Source organism: Lewinella sp. LCG006 (assembly GCF_040784935.1).
Taxonomy (GTDB): domain Bacteria; phylum Bacteroidota; class Bacteroidia; order Chitinophagales; family Saprospiraceae; genus Lewinella.
Genome location: NZ_CP160680.1, coordinates 515,477 through 529,416, shown reverse-complemented (window position 1 = coordinate 529,416; position 13,940 = coordinate 515,477). Strand labels below are relative to the sequence as shown.

The 13,940-nt window shown below is 44.0% G+C and carries 15 protein-coding genes and 5 tRNA genes; 19 read left to right on the top strand and 1 reads right to left on the bottom strand.

Features of this window, described 5'->3' with window-relative positions:
• Nucleotides 1-36: 36 nt before the first annotated feature.
• The 4 genes from AB0L18_RS01820 (at nucleotide 37) to AB0L18_RS01805 (ending at nucleotide 2,549) form a co-directional block, all read left to right on the top strand.
• A complete protein-coding gene (locus AB0L18_RS01820; RefSeq protein WP_367390879.1) occupies nucleotides 37-900 on the top strand; it encodes a MotA/TolQ/ExbB proton channel family protein in 864 nt (287 codons plus the stop codon).
• Between the two features lie 22 nt (nucleotides 901-922).
• Nucleotides 923-1,435, top strand: coding sequence for a hypothetical protein (locus tag AB0L18_RS01815; protein ID WP_367390878.1), 513 nt, complete (start codon nucleotides 923-925; stop codon nucleotides 1,433-1,435).
• An 8-nt stretch (nucleotides 1,436-1,443) separates the two neighbouring features.
• Nucleotides 1,444-1,998 carry an ExbD/TolR family protein gene (locus AB0L18_RS01810; RefSeq protein ID WP_367390877.1) on the top strand — a complete coding sequence of 185 codons (555 nt, stop codon included), beginning with the start codon at nucleotides 1,444-1,446 and terminating at the stop codon, nucleotides 1,996-1,998.
• Between the two features lie 83 nt (nucleotides 1,999-2,081).
• Nucleotides 2,082-2,549, top strand: a complete 468-nt coding sequence (locus tag AB0L18_RS01805) for an ExbD/TolR family protein (RefSeq protein WP_367390876.1) — start codon at nucleotides 2,082-2,084, stop codon at nucleotides 2,547-2,549.
• 85 nt (nucleotides 2,550-2,634) lie between these two features.
• Here the strand turns inward: AB0L18_RS01805 and AB0L18_RS01800 are convergent, their stop codons facing one another.
• Nucleotides 2,635-3,072, bottom strand: coding sequence for an energy transducer TonB (locus AB0L18_RS01800; RefSeq protein WP_367390875.1), 438 nt, complete (start codon nucleotides 3,070-3,072; stop codon nucleotides 2,635-2,637).
• A gap of 77 nt (nucleotides 3,073-3,149) precedes the next feature.
• Here AB0L18_RS01800 and AB0L18_RS01795 point away from each other — a divergent pair, with 77 nt between their 5' ends.
• The 15 genes from AB0L18_RS01795 (at nucleotide 3,150) to rpoB (ending at nucleotide 13,932) form a co-directional block, all read left to right on the top strand.
• Nucleotides 3,150-4,040, top strand: a complete 891-nt coding sequence (locus AB0L18_RS01795) for a tyrosine-type recombinase/integrase (protein ID WP_367390874.1) — start codon at nucleotides 3,150-3,152, stop codon at nucleotides 4,038-4,040.
• Between the two features lie 69 nt (nucleotides 4,041-4,109).
• Nucleotides 4,110-4,412 (top strand): ribosome-associated translation inhibitor RaiA, encoded by a 303-nt coding sequence (raiA, locus tag AB0L18_RS01790; protein WP_367390873.1) that lies wholly within the window; start codon nucleotides 4,110-4,112, stop codon nucleotides 4,410-4,412.
• Nucleotides 4,413-4,763: 351 nt separating this feature from the next.
• A tRNA-Thr gene (locus AB0L18_RS01785) sits at nucleotides 4,764-4,837 on the top strand.
• Between the two features lie 23 nt (nucleotides 4,838-4,860).
• Nucleotides 4,861-4,942, top strand: a tRNA-Tyr gene (locus tag AB0L18_RS01780).
• Nucleotides 4,943-4,950: 8 nt separating this feature from the next.
• Nucleotides 4,951-5,023 (top strand) — tRNA-Gly (locus AB0L18_RS01775).
• Between the two features lie 40 nt (nucleotides 5,024-5,063).
• Nucleotides 5,064-5,135: transfer RNA gene (locus AB0L18_RS01770), tRNA-Thr, on the top strand.
• 107 nt (nucleotides 5,136-5,242) lie between these two features.
• The gene (gene tuf / locus AB0L18_RS01765) at nucleotides 5,243-6,445 is read left to right on the top strand and encodes an elongation factor Tu (RefSeq protein WP_367390872.1); all 1,203 of its coding nucleotides are present in this window, start codon (nucleotides 5,243-5,245) and stop codon (nucleotides 6,443-6,445) included.
• Nucleotides 6,446-6,593: 148 nt separating this feature from the next.
• Nucleotides 6,594-6,666 (top strand) — tRNA-Trp (locus AB0L18_RS01760).
• A 26-nt stretch (nucleotides 6,667-6,692) separates the two neighbouring features.
• Complete coding sequence (gene secE, locus AB0L18_RS01755; RefSeq protein ID WP_367390871.1) at nucleotides 6,693-6,881, top strand: preprotein translocase subunit SecE; 189 nt, start codon at nucleotides 6,693-6,695, stop codon at nucleotides 6,879-6,881.
• Between the two features lie 33 nt (nucleotides 6,882-6,914).
• On the top strand, nucleotides 6,915-7,463 hold the full coding sequence (gene nusG, locus AB0L18_RS01750; protein ID WP_367390870.1) for a transcription termination/antitermination protein NusG: 549 nt from the start codon (nucleotides 6,915-6,917) through the stop codon (nucleotides 7,461-7,463).
• 115 nt (nucleotides 7,464-7,578) lie between these two features.
• The gene (gene rplK, locus AB0L18_RS01745) at nucleotides 7,579-8,028 is read left to right on the top strand and encodes a 50S ribosomal protein L11 (protein WP_367390869.1); all 450 of its coding nucleotides are present in this window, start codon (nucleotides 7,579-7,581) and stop codon (nucleotides 8,026-8,028) included.
• Nucleotides 8,029-8,090: 62 nt separating this feature from the next.
• Nucleotides 8,091-8,783 carry a 50S ribosomal protein L1 gene (gene rplA / locus AB0L18_RS01740; protein ID WP_367390868.1) on the top strand — a complete coding sequence of 231 codons (693 nt, stop codon included), beginning with the start codon at nucleotides 8,091-8,093 and terminating at the stop codon, nucleotides 8,781-8,783.
• 19 nt (nucleotides 8,784-8,802) lie between these two features.
• Nucleotides 8,803-9,330 (top strand): 50S ribosomal protein L10, encoded by a 528-nt coding sequence (gene rplJ, locus AB0L18_RS01735; RefSeq protein ID WP_367390867.1) that lies wholly within the window; start codon nucleotides 8,803-8,805, stop codon nucleotides 9,328-9,330.
• Between the two features lie 81 nt (nucleotides 9,331-9,411).
• Entirely contained in the window at nucleotides 9,412-9,795 is a 384-nt protein-coding gene (gene rplL / locus AB0L18_RS01730) for a 50S ribosomal protein L7/L12 (protein ID WP_367390866.1), read from the top strand.
• A 315-nt stretch (nucleotides 9,796-10,110) separates the two neighbouring features.
• A complete protein-coding gene (gene rpoB, locus AB0L18_RS01725; protein WP_367390865.1) occupies nucleotides 10,111-13,932 on the top strand; it encodes a DNA-directed RNA polymerase subunit beta in 3,822 nt (1,273 codons plus the stop codon).
• Nucleotides 13,933-13,940: the final 8 nt, after the last annotated feature.

Below are 13,940 nucleotides of genomic sequence, written 5' to 3'. Positions count from 1 at the left end.
ACTTACTTTAAACAAAATCGTTAAACCTCGTTGGCTATGCGAAAATTATTTGCGCTGCTATTGATATTTAGCTTGGCAGCTTTCACGGTAAACACCGTTAGTGCTCAAGAAGACCAGACTGCTACTGAGCAAATTCAAGATGCAGCAGAAGATGCTGGACAAGCAATTGAAGGAGCAGTAGAAGATGCTGGTGATGCAATGGAAGAAATGGTTGATGACGCAGCAGCAGCAGCGGAATCCATGACTACTGTTGACGAAGGCGAAGCACCTACAATGTTCCAAGTCCTGAAGAAGAACTTCATCGACGGTGACTGGAAATTCATGTCTTTGGTATTGATTACCCTGATTCTGGGTCTTGCGTTCTGTATTGAGCGTATCCTGACTTTGAACTTGGCGACTACCAACACAGACAAATTACTCGAACGCATTGATGAGCGTCTAGCTGCCAATGATGTCGACGGAGCTATGGAGGTTTGTAAATCTACTGCCGGTCCTACCGCAAGTGTGCTTTACGAAGGCCTACGTCGTTCTGGTGAAGGTCCTGAAGCTGTAGAGAAAGCTATCGTTTCTTACGGTAGTGTACAGATGGGCTTGTTGGAGCGTGGTCTGGTATGGATTTCACTTTTCATCGCGATTGCACCGATGCTTGGATTCATGGGTACGGTAATCGGTATGATTGAGGCCTTTAACCGGATTGAAGCAGTAGGTGACCTTTCTCCAGCAGTAGTTGCTGGTGGTATTAAGGTAGCCCTTTTGACCACTGTATTCGGTCTTGTAACGGCCATTATCCTGCAGATTTTTTACAACTACATCGTTAATAAAATTGACGGTATTGTTAACCGGATGGAAGATGCTTCTATCACCTTGGTTGACATTATGGCTAAGAACAAAGTATTTTAATCACCCTGTAATCTAATCTTCCATGTATAATTTCTTAAGCAAGAACGGACAGTTAGTTGCTTTTCTAATGGGAGTGGTTCTGGTTGTGATTTTTCTAGCCATAGCTGTTCCCGGAGCAGGGGATTACTATTTTGATTCGATGGATGATGCCGAACTTTTCGGTGTAAACGTCTTCAATTTTGGTATTCTAGCTGCCATTGCCCTTTCTGTACTATGTGCAGCGGGTATCCTTCTGTTCGGTTTATTTCACGTTGCCTCCAACCCTAAAGGGTCGATCAAAGGCATCCTCGGCGTACTCGTTATTGCCGCGCTGATGTTTTTGTTCTACACAATGGCGTCTGGCAGTGCTGACCATGACACTATTAAAGGTGCTATTGAGAACTATGAAACCTCTGCAGAGGGGCGTTTCATTTCTGAAGGCAACCTCAAGTGGATTGGAAGTGCTATCCGTATGGGGTTACTGATGGCTGGTCTGGCCTTTGTTGCCTTGGTAGTCATGCCGATCATTTCTCCAATTATTAATCGCGTTAAATAAACTGCATCATGGCAAAGACGAGTTCCAGAGATCGTATGAGCAATGAAATCAATGCCGGCTCTATGGCTGACATTGCATTCTTGCTGCTGATTTTCTTCTTGGTAACCACTACGATTGCGGAGGATAAAGGTATCCTCGTAAAATTACCGCCATGGTCGGATGAAGTACCGGATATTACTCAATTGAAAACCCGTAACGTATACTCTGTTCTGGTAAACGCCCAGAATATGTTACTCGTTCGCGGGGAAGAAATGGATATCGATGACCTACGGGAAAGGACGATTGAGTTCATCTCCAATCCACAGCGGAGAGAAGACTTGGCAGAAGCTCCCAATAAGGCCATCATTTCTCTTAAAAATGACCGAGGTACCAGCTATGCTACCTATCTAGAGGTTTATAATGAGCTTAAAGCAGCTTATTATGAACTTTGGAATGACCTGAGTCAGCGGAAATTCGGTGTAGATTACAGCGATGATATGCCGGTTGCACAACAGAGGGTTATCAAAGGAGAAATTCCATTTGTAATTTCTGAAGCGGAACCCACTAGTTACGGTGAAGAATAAGCACGTATCGTCTTAAACTACCAGTTTATTCGTTAACGGTTATTGCCTCGTAATTCTTCAAGGCAATATAAAAGCAACGCAAGATGCCTAAATTTCAAAAAAAGAGGGGAAAAGCAAAACCAGAGGTTTCTACGGCTTCCCTCCCGGATATTATCTTCATGTTGTTATTCTTCTTCATGGTGGTAACAGTATTACGCGATGCCGAATTAAAAGTAAAAGTGACCACTCCTTACGCTACGGAACTTACCAAGCTGGAGGAAAAATCACTAGTGAATTACCTTTATATCGGTCGTCCTGAGAAAAAGTATCAGTCAGTTTATGGTACGCGGCCACGCCTCCAACTCGGAGACGCTTTCGCTACTGTAGATGATATTCCACTCTTCCTCGAGAAGCATAAAGTGAAAGTTCCTGAAAACAAGCGGGCACGGATCACTTCATCTCTTCGGGTAGATGGAGAAGTAACAATGGGAATTGTGCAGGACGTGAAAGTCAAACTGCGTAAATCCGGCCAATTGAAGGTCAATTACTCGGCGAAGAAAAAGCCAGAGTAAAATATCTCCAAAGGAAAAAAGCCCTGTCAGCATTATGTTGACAGGGCTTTTCCGTTTTAATCGGTATAAAAAACATACCGCTTCTTTATAAAGATATAGTATAGTTGTAAGAATTTCCTGAATCCTTATCTTCTTCTACGACCTCTGTCTTGCTTGAGGTAATTGTATAGTTTAGCTCAGTGGCAGGAGCAGGAGCTTCCTTAGGGTAATGAAAATGAATATTAATGGTCTTATGAAAAGTGGCTCGGATCTTGCGTAATTTGGGTAATTGAAAGGTTAAGAGCTTGACAACACGTTGCGCTTCCTCATCACAACCATAACCCAAACCCGCTAAAACCTTTGTTCCAACAACCTTTCCTTGGTAGTCTATATCCATTCTAACCCTTACGGTTCCTTCTATTTTTTCAGCCTTGGCAGAGGCTGGATAACGAATGTGTTGGGAAAGAAATTTACGCATAGCTTTTGGTCCTCCCGGATAGCTTGGTTTTTGTAAAAAACTTTCTGGCTTACGTTCTTTTTTCATACAAAACTTAGGTCTAAGATTGCTTTTTTGCGGGAATAGGACTACCTTAATCCTAGGGTTAAAGATAGACAGAATATATGGATGTGAATGGATTTATAAGGTATTTGGAATTCGAGAAGCGCTTTTCTGAGCATACCCTGAAGGCTTATAAAAACGATTTATCCCAATTTGAAAATTTCATTCAAGAGGTTTATGGACGATGCCAATGGTCTGAGATTATTGCTAGTCAAGTGAGGTCTTGGATGGCTGTTTTATTAGAGCAGGAGCATGCGCCTGCGAGTATTCGACGTAAACTATCCAGTATCAAAGCTTTCTATCGTTATTGGCGGCGGCAATTTCCTGATCTTTCGGATCCAACAAAAGCAATTCAAACACCAAAGCTTAAAAAGCGATTACCTGTAACCGCTGATGCTACCGCCCTGGCAAGATTGTTGGCTTCCTTTCCTGAAGCACCTGATTTTTCTGAGGCTAGAGATAAGTTATTGCTAGAGTTGCTCTATGGCACGGGGTTAAGGCGTTCGGAGTTGTTGCAGCTAAAAGAAAAAGATGTTCTGCGTGCAGAAAAGCGTTTGAGAATATCAGGAAAGGGAGGGAAAGAACGTTTAATTCCTTACGGAGATGCTGTTCATCAGGCATTACTCGTTTATCAAAAACTTAAGCATGAAGCCTTTCCCGATGTTGAAATATTGATATTGACTAACAAAGGAAAGCCGCCTTATCCCAAGTGGATGTACAATAAAGTAAAACAATATTTGGGAACGCTTCCTTACTTGGAACGCGCGAGCCCACACGTTTTACGGCATTCATTTGCAACCCATTTATCCGACGCTGGAGCTGATCTGAATGCTATTAAAGAATTGCTTGGACATAGCAGTTTGGCAGCTACCCAGGTCTACACCCATAACTCTATTGAAAAGCTGAAGAGGTCCTACGAACAGGCCCATCCTAAAGCTAAATTGAACGAATAGAGGGGAGAAAAAAACTCCCTTGTTTTATAGGAAAGAACCAAGTAAGCTTGGTTCACAAAATGTAACTACATGAAAGTATACACAGAAGCAGTTCATTTCACAGCTGACGAAAAATTGATTGACTTCATTGAGAAGAAGCTGGGAAAATTAGACACCTTTTTTGATCGCATTATTGAAGCCCGAGTAAACCTGAAGCTGGAGAATTCTGGCCAGGTGAAAGACAAAATTGCGGAAGTACGAATTTCTGTTCCCGGTGACATTCTGGTCGCCAAGTACACGGATAAGACTTTCGAAGCCTCCATTGATAAAATAACCGATATGCTTAAGCGTCAGTTGGTGAAGTATAAAGAACGAATGCGCGAAACTATTTAAGGCAACGTTGCGTTAAGAAAACAGCGTCGGTGATGGCAAATCACTGGCGCTGTTTTATTTGGTAGAGGAGAAAAGACGGTGACGCTTGGTGTAATCCTAGTACGCTGGGAAAACATTTTTCAATCTTAGAAAAAAATCTTAGCAAAAGTTTTTTCTTTTACCGAATAGATATATCTTTGCAATCGCTTTGAGAAAATGATCTCTTAGCAACTTCCAAAGGGAAGATAAAAGCATCAAATTTACCAGCTTACTTAAGTTAGGCGAGCATTTTCCGATTAGGAGTGGTGCATTCAACCAAAGTGTCCTTTAAGGCTACTAAGTTGAAAGTCTAGCGAAAAAAATGGTAATAATGCCAGCATAGCTCAGTTGGCCAGAGCAGCTGATTTGTAATCAGCGGGTCGGGGGTTCGAATCCCTCTGCTGGCTCTTTTTTTGCTCTTTGAAAGTATGGGGGTGCGCCGCAGTTGGAGAGGCGGGCTGGACTGTAAATCCAGTGCTTCGGCTGAGTAGGTTCGAGTCCTACCACCCCCACTATTTAAGCGGAAGTAGCTCAGTTGGTAGAGCATCAGCCTTCCAAGCTGAGGGTCGCGGGTTCGAGTCTCGTCTTCCGCTCCTTTTTTTAGCGCAAGTGCTAGAAAACCAAATAGTTATTGCCGATGTAGCTCAGGGGTAGAGCACTTCCATGGTAAGGAAGGGGTCGGGAGTTCAAATCTCCCCATCGGCTCTATTGCCGCCACGTAATTGTGCGTGGCCGAGCTATCTGATTTTCAAAATTGGCTCGCACAACCGTTATTTATTGTTAAACTTTGTTTCCAACAAAAAACAAAACTGATGGCTAAGGAAACTTTTGAGAGGTCGAAACCTCACGTAAACATTGGTACTATCGGTCACGTTGACCACGGCAAGACAACCCTCACCGCGGCAATTAGTAAAGTACTTCACGAATTGCACGGAGGTGCTGGAAAAATTGCAGACTATTCTAGCATTGACTCTGCTCCAGAAGAAAAAGAGCGTGGTATCACGATTAACACTGCTCACGTAGAATATGAAACAGCAGATCGTCACTACGGTCACGTTGACTGTCCTGGTCACGCCGACTATGTAAAGAACATGGTAACGGGTGCTGCTCAGATGGACGGTGCGATTCTGGTTGTTGCGGCTACAGATGGCCCTATGCCTCAAACTCGCGAGCACATCCTTTTGGCTCGTCAGGTAGGTGTTCCTGCAATCGTTGTTTTCATGAACAAGGCTGACCTTGTTGATGATCCTGAAATGTTGGAACTGGTAGACATGGAAGTTCGTGAACTTCTTAGCTCTTACGATTACGATGGCGATAATGCTGCTGTGATTGCAGGTTCTGCCTTGAAAGCGATTGAAGGTGATCCAGAAGGTGTAGCTCAAGTTGTTGAGTTGATGAATGCTGTAGATGAGCACATTCCTCTTCCTGAGCGTGATGTTGATAAGCCTTTCTTGATGCCTGTAGAGGACGTATTCTCGATCACTGGTCGTGGTACTGTTGCTACTGGTTCTATTGAGCGTGGTGTTATCAACACTGGTGACGAAGTAGAGATCGTTGGTTTGATGAAGGCAGGTGAGAAGAACTTGAAATCAGTTATCACTGGTGTAGAGATGTTCCGCAAAATCCTTGATCGTGGCCAAGCTGGTGATAACGCAGGTTTGTTGTTGCGTGGTATCCAAAAAGATCAAGTTAAGCGTGGACAGGTAATTTGTAAGCCTGGTTCAATTACTCCACACAAGAAGTTCAAGTGTGAGGTATATGTTCTTGGTAAAGATGAAGGTGGTCGTCACACACCATTCTTCAATGGTTACCGTCCTCAGTTCTACTTCCGTACCACTGACGTAACTGGTGATGTTGTATTGCCAGAGAACGTTGAGATGGTAATGCCTGGTGACAATGTTACCTTGGAAGTAAACTTGATCAACGCTATCGCAATGGACAAGGGTCTACGTTTCGCTATCCGTGAGGGTGGTCGTACTGTAGGTGCTGGTCAGGTAACTGAGATTATTGAGTAAGCTGTCTTTTAACAGACGTTTACTGTAAGCATAGAGAAAGTGGAGTCGGGAGGTGATATTTTCGCCTTCCGATTTCTCACGTTTTAAAATATGCACGGATAAAGCTTCCCGATTAAAAATTGGGAGCAGAGCACTTTTGACATTATACACGGGTGTAGCTCAATTGGCAGAGCACTGGTCTCCAAAACCAGGGGCTGGGAGTTCGAGTCTCTCCACCCGTGCAATTTATACTTTACCTCATAGAGCAATGGATAAGATTAAGCTGTATTTGCGGGAGAGCTACAATGAACTGGTGCACAAAGTAACCTGGCCTACTTGGTCTAGCTTACAAAGTAACACCATCCTAGTTATTGTTGCTTCAATTATTTTTGCACTGTTGATTCTTGTGATGGACGCCATCTCTAAGTTTGGTACCAACATGATTTACGGAGTTTAATCCTAAGAAGGTAAACAGTAATTACAAGACATTATGTCCGAGGATAAAAGATGGTATTCATTAAGGGTTATTAGCGGCAAAGAGCGCAAAATCAAAGAGCGAATTGAGCTCGAGATTTCTCGTTCCAAGTGGAACGATGCGGTTACGCAAGTACTGGTACCTACGGAGAAAGTTTACAAAATCCGTAATGGCAAGAAAGTAATTTCTGAGCGAAACATTCTTCCTGGTTATATCTTGATAGAGGCAATACCTGCAAGGTTTTCTGGTGAAATCGTTCAAGCTATCGCCAACATCCCCAATGTTATTCATTTTTTAGGTAAGACAAACCCCATCCCAATGAGGGAATCCGAAGCTAATCGGATGTTGGGTAAAGTGGATGACTCCCAGGACATGGGGGAATCCTTAATCGAACCATTTATTGTTGGTGAGACAGTAAAGATTATCGACGGGCCTTTCAGCGAATTTGTTGGAGACATCCAAGAAGTAAACGAAGAGAAAAAGAAGCTGAAGGTTATCGTAAAGATATTCGGTCGTGGAACCGAAGTTGAATTGAATTTCATGCAGGTTGAAAAGACCTCTTAAGTATTTTAATTACTGAGGTAGGGAGGAATGACTTAGGTTAGCTTTTGGTTCTGAAATTTTTCAGGAACGCTTCCCCGAAACATACCAGTGATAAACTTCCGAAAAGAAAATTGCAATGGCTAAAGAACTCGAAACTTTTATAAAACTACAGGTACGTGGTGGCGCTGCCAACCCGGCTCCTCCTGTAGGTCCTGCCTTGGGTGCCAAGGGGGTTAACATTATGGAGTTTTGTAAGCGCTTCAACGCAGCAACGGAAGATGCTCGCGGTAAATTATTACCAGTAGTTATCTCTGTATACAAGGATAAGTCTTTTGATTTTGTGATCAAGACGACTCCTGCAGCTACGCAGTTGATGGAAGCTGCAAATATTAAAAAGGGAAGTCCTGAATCTAACCGTAATAAGGTAGGATCAGTAACCTGGGATCAAGTAAAAGCAATCGCTGAAGATAAAATGGCGGACTTAAACGCTATGACAATCGACTCAGCAATGAAGATGGTCGCTGGTACTGCACGTAGCATGGGTGTTACGATCAGTGGTACGCCTCCCTGGGAGCAAGACAACTAATATTTTTCAATAGTAGGGAGTTGCGGATATTTCCGGAACGTTACTACCTCAATTATTTATTCATGGCTAAGATCAGCAAAAAAAGAGCAGCGGCAAACGCTAAGGTGGATGCCACCAAGCTCTATGATTTGCCAGAAGCGATGGAATTGGTAAAAGATATTAATCTTACCAAATTCGATGCTTCTGTAGACGTGCACGTTCGTCTGGGTATCGATCCACGTAAAGCTGACCAAGCCCTTCGGGGAACGGTTACTTTACCACACGGTACCGGTAAAGTAAAGCGCGTAGTGGTTTTCTGTACTCCTGACAAGGAGGACGAAGCTAGAGAAGCGGGTGCCGACCACGTTGGACTCGACGATCTGATTCAGAAGGTAAGCGGTGGCTGGACCGATTTCGACGTAGTGGTTGCAATGCCACAAGTAATGGCTAAAATTGGTCGTTTAGGTCGTATTCTAGGCCCTCGTGGCTTGATGCCTAACCCCAAGACTGGTACTGTTACGCCTAATGTAGGTGCGGCTGTCAGCGATGTGAAAGGAGGTAAAATTTCTTTCCGTGTTGATAAATTCGGTATCGTTCACTCTTCTATCGGTCGTGTTTCTTTCTCAGCAGAGAAATTAACCGATAATGCTAACGAGTTGTTAGGAACACTTGTTCGCATGAAGCCATCAACGGCTAAAGGTAACTACATGAAAAGTGTAACCGTTGCCAGTACGATGAGCCCCGGTATTAAGATTGAACCAAAATCTATTCGTTAACTTCTAAAATTGTCAAACAATGACCAGAACAGAAAAAGTAGCTGCCGTTGAAGTACTGAAGGAGAAGTTTTCGAATACAGAATTCTTCTATCTTACAGATGCTTCTGCATTATCGGTAGAAAAAATAAATAGCCTGCGTACACAACTCTTTGAAAAGGGAATTGAGATGCAGGTTGTTAAAAACACACTGGCTCGTAAGGCGATGGAAGCTTTACCTAATGCTAGTAGTTACGAAGGCCTCTTCGATGCACTCAAAGGGCCTACCGCAATCTTGTTCACTTCGGTAGCAAATGCTCCGGCTCGGGTGATCAAAGAGTTTCGTGGCAAAGCAGAGCGTCCTTTTATCAAGGCTGCTTATATCGATACGGCGATCTATCACGGTGATGATCAGATTCAAGTATTGGCTGACCTCAAATCTAAAGAAGAACTTCTTGGCGATTTGTTAGGCTTGCTACAATCTCCAATCCAGACTGTAATGGGTGGCCTTCTATCAGGTGGCAACAACATTATGGGTCTTTTGAAAGCCCTCGAAGAAAGAGAGGGATAATTATTTTAAATTAATTAATTGGCTTCCAAGCTGTTTGCGCACGATTAATTTTAATCGTCCAACACTATAAATATTTTTACAATGGCAGATCTTAAAGTAATTGCAGAGCAACTGGTTAATCTTTCAGTTAAAGAAGTTAGCGAGTTAGCTACTATCATGGAAGAAGAGTATGGCATCAAGCCTGCTGCTGCTGCGGCAGTTGCAGTTGCAGGTCCTGCTGCTGGCGGCGGAGACGCTGGTGATGCAGCAGAACAAACTGAATTTGATGTTATCCTTACTTCTGGAGGTGCAGCAAAACTTAAAGTGGTAAAAGAAGTGAAGAACCTTCTCGGATTAGGCTTGAAAGAGGCTAAGGAGATGGTAGACGGCGCTCCTTCTACGATTAAGGAAAAAGTTGCTAAAGAAGAAGCAGAAAAAATCAAAGCTGCTTTGGAAGAAGCTGGCGCTTCTGTAGAACTGAAGTAATTTTTCCTACTTTTGTACGGTAGCCAGACTTTCTTTAGGGAAAGTCTGGCCACTAAGTACTACGAGGCTTAGCTAATGGTGCATACCTATGGCTAAGCCTATCGTCGTATAAAATGTAGCCTCTTAAGCAACTTTTTAGCTCGCTAAATTGTATAATTAAGTTGGCCCTGATACAATCAATGGATTGAATCATAGAATTTACTAGATAAGTTGTCGATATACAATTTTCAGTAAGTTCTTTAGTCATAGACTGTATAGCAAAATCATCCCGCCCCGACCAGTCATCGGATAGGGAATAAAAAACGCAATTTGCACATGACGTCAAACGGCAAGCTGCTAAAAGCTGAAGAAGCACGCGTAAACTTCGGCAAAATTAAGTTAGGCTCTCCTTCTCCCGATTTACTCGAGATCCAGCTGCGTTCCTTTCAGGAGTTCTTCCAGTTAGAAACGACGCCGGAAAATCGGATGAACGAAGGCCTTTACAAAGTATTTCAGGAAAACTTTCCAATTACGGATGCCCGAAATATTTTCGTGCTCGAATTCTTAGATTATTTCGTTGATCCTCCTCGCTACACCATCGATGAATGTATTCAGCGTGGTCTTACTTACAGTGTACCACTGAAGGCCAAACTGAAGCTTTCTTGTAATGACGAGGAGCACGTGGATTTCCAGACCATCGTCCAGGACGTATTTCTGGGGAATATTCCCTACATGACTCCCAAAGGCACTTTTGTGATCAACGGAGCAGAGCGGGTAATCGTTTCCCAGTTGCACCGTTCTCCGGGGGTATTCTTTGGTCAGTCTTTCCACCCCAACGGTACTAAAATCTATTCTGCCCGGGTTATTCCTTTCAAAGGTGCCTGGATGGAGTTCGCTACAGATATCAATACGGTAATGTATGCTTACATTGACCGTAAGAAGAAGTTTCCGGTAACGACCTTACTACGAGCCATTGGCTTCGATTCTGATAAGGCCATTTTGGATATCTTCGATCTGGCAGACGAAGTATCTGCCTCTCGCGAAAGCCTAGAAGCTTCATTAGGTCGTAAATTGGCTGCTCGGGTGCTACGCTCCTGGACAGAAGATTTTGTCGATGAAGACACTGGTGAAGTAGTAACAATTGAACGTAATGAGATTATTCTCGAGCGTGATATTGTACTGGATGAGAGTAATATCGAGTTGATTCTTAATGCGGAGATGGATACCATCATTCTGCAGAAGGAAGAAATTGATATGGATTACTCCATTATTTACAACACTTTGCAAAAGGACCCCTCTAGTTCTGAATTGGAGGCGGTACAATATATCTACAAGCAGCTTCGTGGTACCGATCCGCCGGATGAAGAAACGGCACGTGGTATTATTGACAAGCTCTTTTTCTCCGATAAGCGCTATAACCTAGGGGAAGTTGGTCGTTACAAGATCAACCGCAAGCTAGAGTTGGAAACGCCTACCGAAGTATTGGTGCTTACCAAAGAAGACATTATCGCCATCGTTACCTACCTGGTAGCACTGATGAACCAGAAGGCAGAGATTGATGATATCGATCACTTGTCTAATCGTCGTGTACGTACGGTAGGAGAGCAATTGTATGCTCAGTTCGGTGTTGGTTTAGCTCGTATGGCCCGTACGATCCGTGAGCGGATGAACGTACGTGACAACGAAGTCTTCACACCAGTTGATTTGATCAATGCCCGGACATTGTCCAGCGTGATCAACTCTTTCTTTGGAACTAGCCAGTTGTCTCAATTCCTGGACCAAACCAACCCACTTTCGGAAATCACTCACAAACGACGGATTTCTGCCCTTGGACCTGGTGGTTTGAGTCGTGAACGTGCCGGCTTTGAGGTGCGAGATGTACACTACAGCCACTATGGTCGCTTATGTACCATCGAAACGCCAGAGGGACCTAACATTGGTTTGATCTCTACCCTTTGTGTACACGCAAAGGTGAATAAAATGGGATTCCTCGAAACGCCTTACCGCGCTGTTGAAGAAGGTAATGTGGTGATGAGTGGCGATCCTATCTACCTTTCAGCAGAAGGGGAAGATTACAAGCGTATTGCTCAGGCCAACGCACCGGTAACGGAGCAGGGAGCTTTCGAAAGTGATCGCGTTAAGTGTCGTGAACACGGTGATTTCCCTGTTTTGACACCGCCAGAAATCGAATACATGGACGTTGCGCCTAACCAAATTGTTGGGGTGTCAGCATCGATGATTCCTTTCCTTGAAAATGATGATGCTAACCGAGCCCTGATGGGATCAAACATGCAGCGTCAGGCAGTGCCACTGATTCGTCCAAGTTCTCCAGTAGTAGGTACCGGATTGGAAGGTAAAGTAGCGCGTGACTCGCGGATGTTGATCAATGCCGAAGGCGATGGTGTAGTTGATTATGTGGATGCTAACGAGATCGTTATTCGCTACGATCGTACGGAAGAAGAGAAACTCGTTTCTTTCGAAGACAACCGTAAGACTTACAAATTGACCAAGTTCCTGCGTACCAACCAGGGAACTTGTGTAAACTTGAAGCCGATTGTACGTCGAGGAATGCGCGTAGTAAAAGGTCAGATCTTATGTGATGGCTACGCTACGGAGAAAGGCGAATTGGCCTTGGGGCAAAACCTGAAAGTGGCTTTCATGCCTTGGAAAGGTTACAACTTTGAGGATGCTATCGTACTTTCTGAAAGAGTTGTTCGGGAAGATATCTTCACCTCTTTACACATCGAGCACTTCGAAATGGACGTGCGCGATACGAAATTAGGAGAAGAAGAGTTGACCAACGATATTCCTAACGTCAGCGAAGAAGCTACCAAAGACCTGGACGAGAACGGTATTATCCGTATCGGTGCCTGGGTAAAGGAAGGCGACATCCTGATTGGTAAGATCACACCAAAAGGAGAAAGTGATCCTACACCGGAAGAAAAACTTTTGCGTGCCATCTTTGGTGACAAAGCCGGAGATGTTAAAGATGCTTCTATGAAAGCGCCTCCTTCCTTGAAAGGCGTTATTATTGATAAGCAGCTGTTTGCACGTGCAAAGAAAGATCAGAAACAAAAAGAGCAGGAAAAAGTACAGCTTTCCAAGCTGGAAGATCAGCACAAAATTGCGCTGAACGAGCTCAAGACGATTCTGGTAGATAAGCTCAATGTGCTGGTAGCAGACATGACTTCCAAAGGCGTGAAAACGATCTACGGAGAAATGTTGATTCCAGAAGGACAAAAATTGTCACAGTCTATTCTTCGTGATTTGGACTACACTACGGTGGATTACACACGTTGGACCGATGACAAGGAGAAAAATGTACTGATTGCTCGCTTGTTGCACAATTACAGCATCAAGGTAAACGAGGAAATCGGTCGTCATAAGCGGGAGAAATTCAACATCTCTATTGGTGATGAATTACCTGCTGGTGTATTGAAACTTGCTAAAGTTTATCTGGCTAAGAAGCGTAAGCTGAAAGTAGGGGATAAGCTGGCTGGTCGCCACGGTAACAAAGGGATTGTATCACGGATCGTGCGGATGGAAGATATGCCATTCCTTGATGACGGAACACCTGTGGATATCGTATTGAACCCGCTGGGTGTACCTTCACGGATGAACCTGGGGCAAATTTTCGAAACCGTACTGGGCTGGGCCGGTGAAAAGCTGGGAGTGAAATTCGCTACCCCGATCTTCGACGGTGCAAGCCAGGATGAAATCGAATCTTACATCCAGAAAGCAGGTTTACCTTCCCTGGGACAAACGTACTTGTATGATGGTGAAACGGGCGACCGCTTCCACCAGCAGGCAACCGTCGGTGTGATCTACATGCTGAAATTGTCACACATGGTAGACGATAAGATGCACGCACGTTCTATTGGACCTTACTCGCTCATTACCCAGCAACCTTTGGGTGGTAAGGCGCAGTTTGGTGGTCAGCGTTTTGGTGAGATGGAAGTTTGGGCACTGGAAGCCTTCGGGGCCAGTAACATTCTTCAGGAATTACTCACGCTGAAGTCGGATGATATTCAGGGACGGGCAAAAGCCTACGAAGCAATCGTCAAAGGTGACAACCTTCCGACGCCGAATATTCCTGAATCGTTCAACGTATTGATGCACGAATTACGTGGTCTGGCGTTGGATATCAAGTTCGACTAAGAACGTGT

Excerpts from the sequence above, each read along its gene's own strand:
- AB0L18_RS01820 (WP_367390879.1), top strand. The coding sequence starts at position 37 with ATGCGAAAATTATTTGCGCTGCTATTGATATTTAGCTTGGCAGCTTTC.
- AB0L18_RS01815 (WP_367390878.1), top strand. The coding sequence starts at position 923 with ATGTATAATTTCTTAAGCAAGAACGGACAGTTAGTTGCTTTTCTAATG.
- AB0L18_RS01810 (WP_367390877.1), top strand. The coding sequence starts at position 1,444 with ATGGCAAAGACGAGTTCCAGAGATCGTATGAGCAATGAAATCAATGCC.
- AB0L18_RS01805 (WP_367390876.1), top strand. The coding sequence starts at position 2,082 with ATGCCTAAATTTCAAAAAAAGAGGGGAAAAGCAAAACCAGAGGTTTCT.
- AB0L18_RS01800 (WP_367390875.1), bottom strand. The coding sequence starts at position 3,072 with ATGAAAAAAGAACGTAAGCCAGAAAGTTTTTTACAAAAACCAAGCTAT.
- AB0L18_RS01795 (WP_367390874.1), top strand. The coding sequence starts at position 3,150 with ATGGATGTGAATGGATTTATAAGGTATTTGGAATTCGAGAAGCGCTTT.
- raiA (WP_367390873.1), top strand. The coding sequence starts at position 4,110 with ATGAAAGTATACACAGAAGCAGTTCATTTCACAGCTGACGAAAAATTG.
- tuf (WP_367390872.1), top strand. The coding sequence starts at position 5,243 with ATGGCTAAGGAAACTTTTGAGAGGTCGAAACCTCACGTAAACATTGGT.
- secE (WP_367390871.1), top strand. The coding sequence starts at position 6,693 with ATGGATAAGATTAAGCTGTATTTGCGGGAGAGCTACAATGAACTGGTG.
- nusG (WP_367390870.1), top strand. The coding sequence starts at position 6,915 with ATGTCCGAGGATAAAAGATGGTATTCATTAAGGGTTATTAGCGGCAAA.
- rplK (WP_367390869.1), top strand. The coding sequence starts at position 7,579 with ATGGCTAAAGAACTCGAAACTTTTATAAAACTACAGGTACGTGGTGGC.
- rplA (WP_367390868.1), top strand. The coding sequence starts at position 8,091 with ATGGCTAAGATCAGCAAAAAAAGAGCAGCGGCAAACGCTAAGGTGGAT.
- rplJ (WP_367390867.1), top strand. The coding sequence starts at position 8,803 with ATGACCAGAACAGAAAAAGTAGCTGCCGTTGAAGTACTGAAGGAGAAG.
- rplL (WP_367390866.1), top strand. The coding sequence starts at position 9,412 with ATGGCAGATCTTAAAGTAATTGCAGAGCAACTGGTTAATCTTTCAGTT.
- rpoB (WP_367390865.1), top strand. The coding sequence starts at position 10,111 with ATGACGTCAAACGGCAAGCTGCTAAAAGCTGAAGAAGCACGCGTAAAC.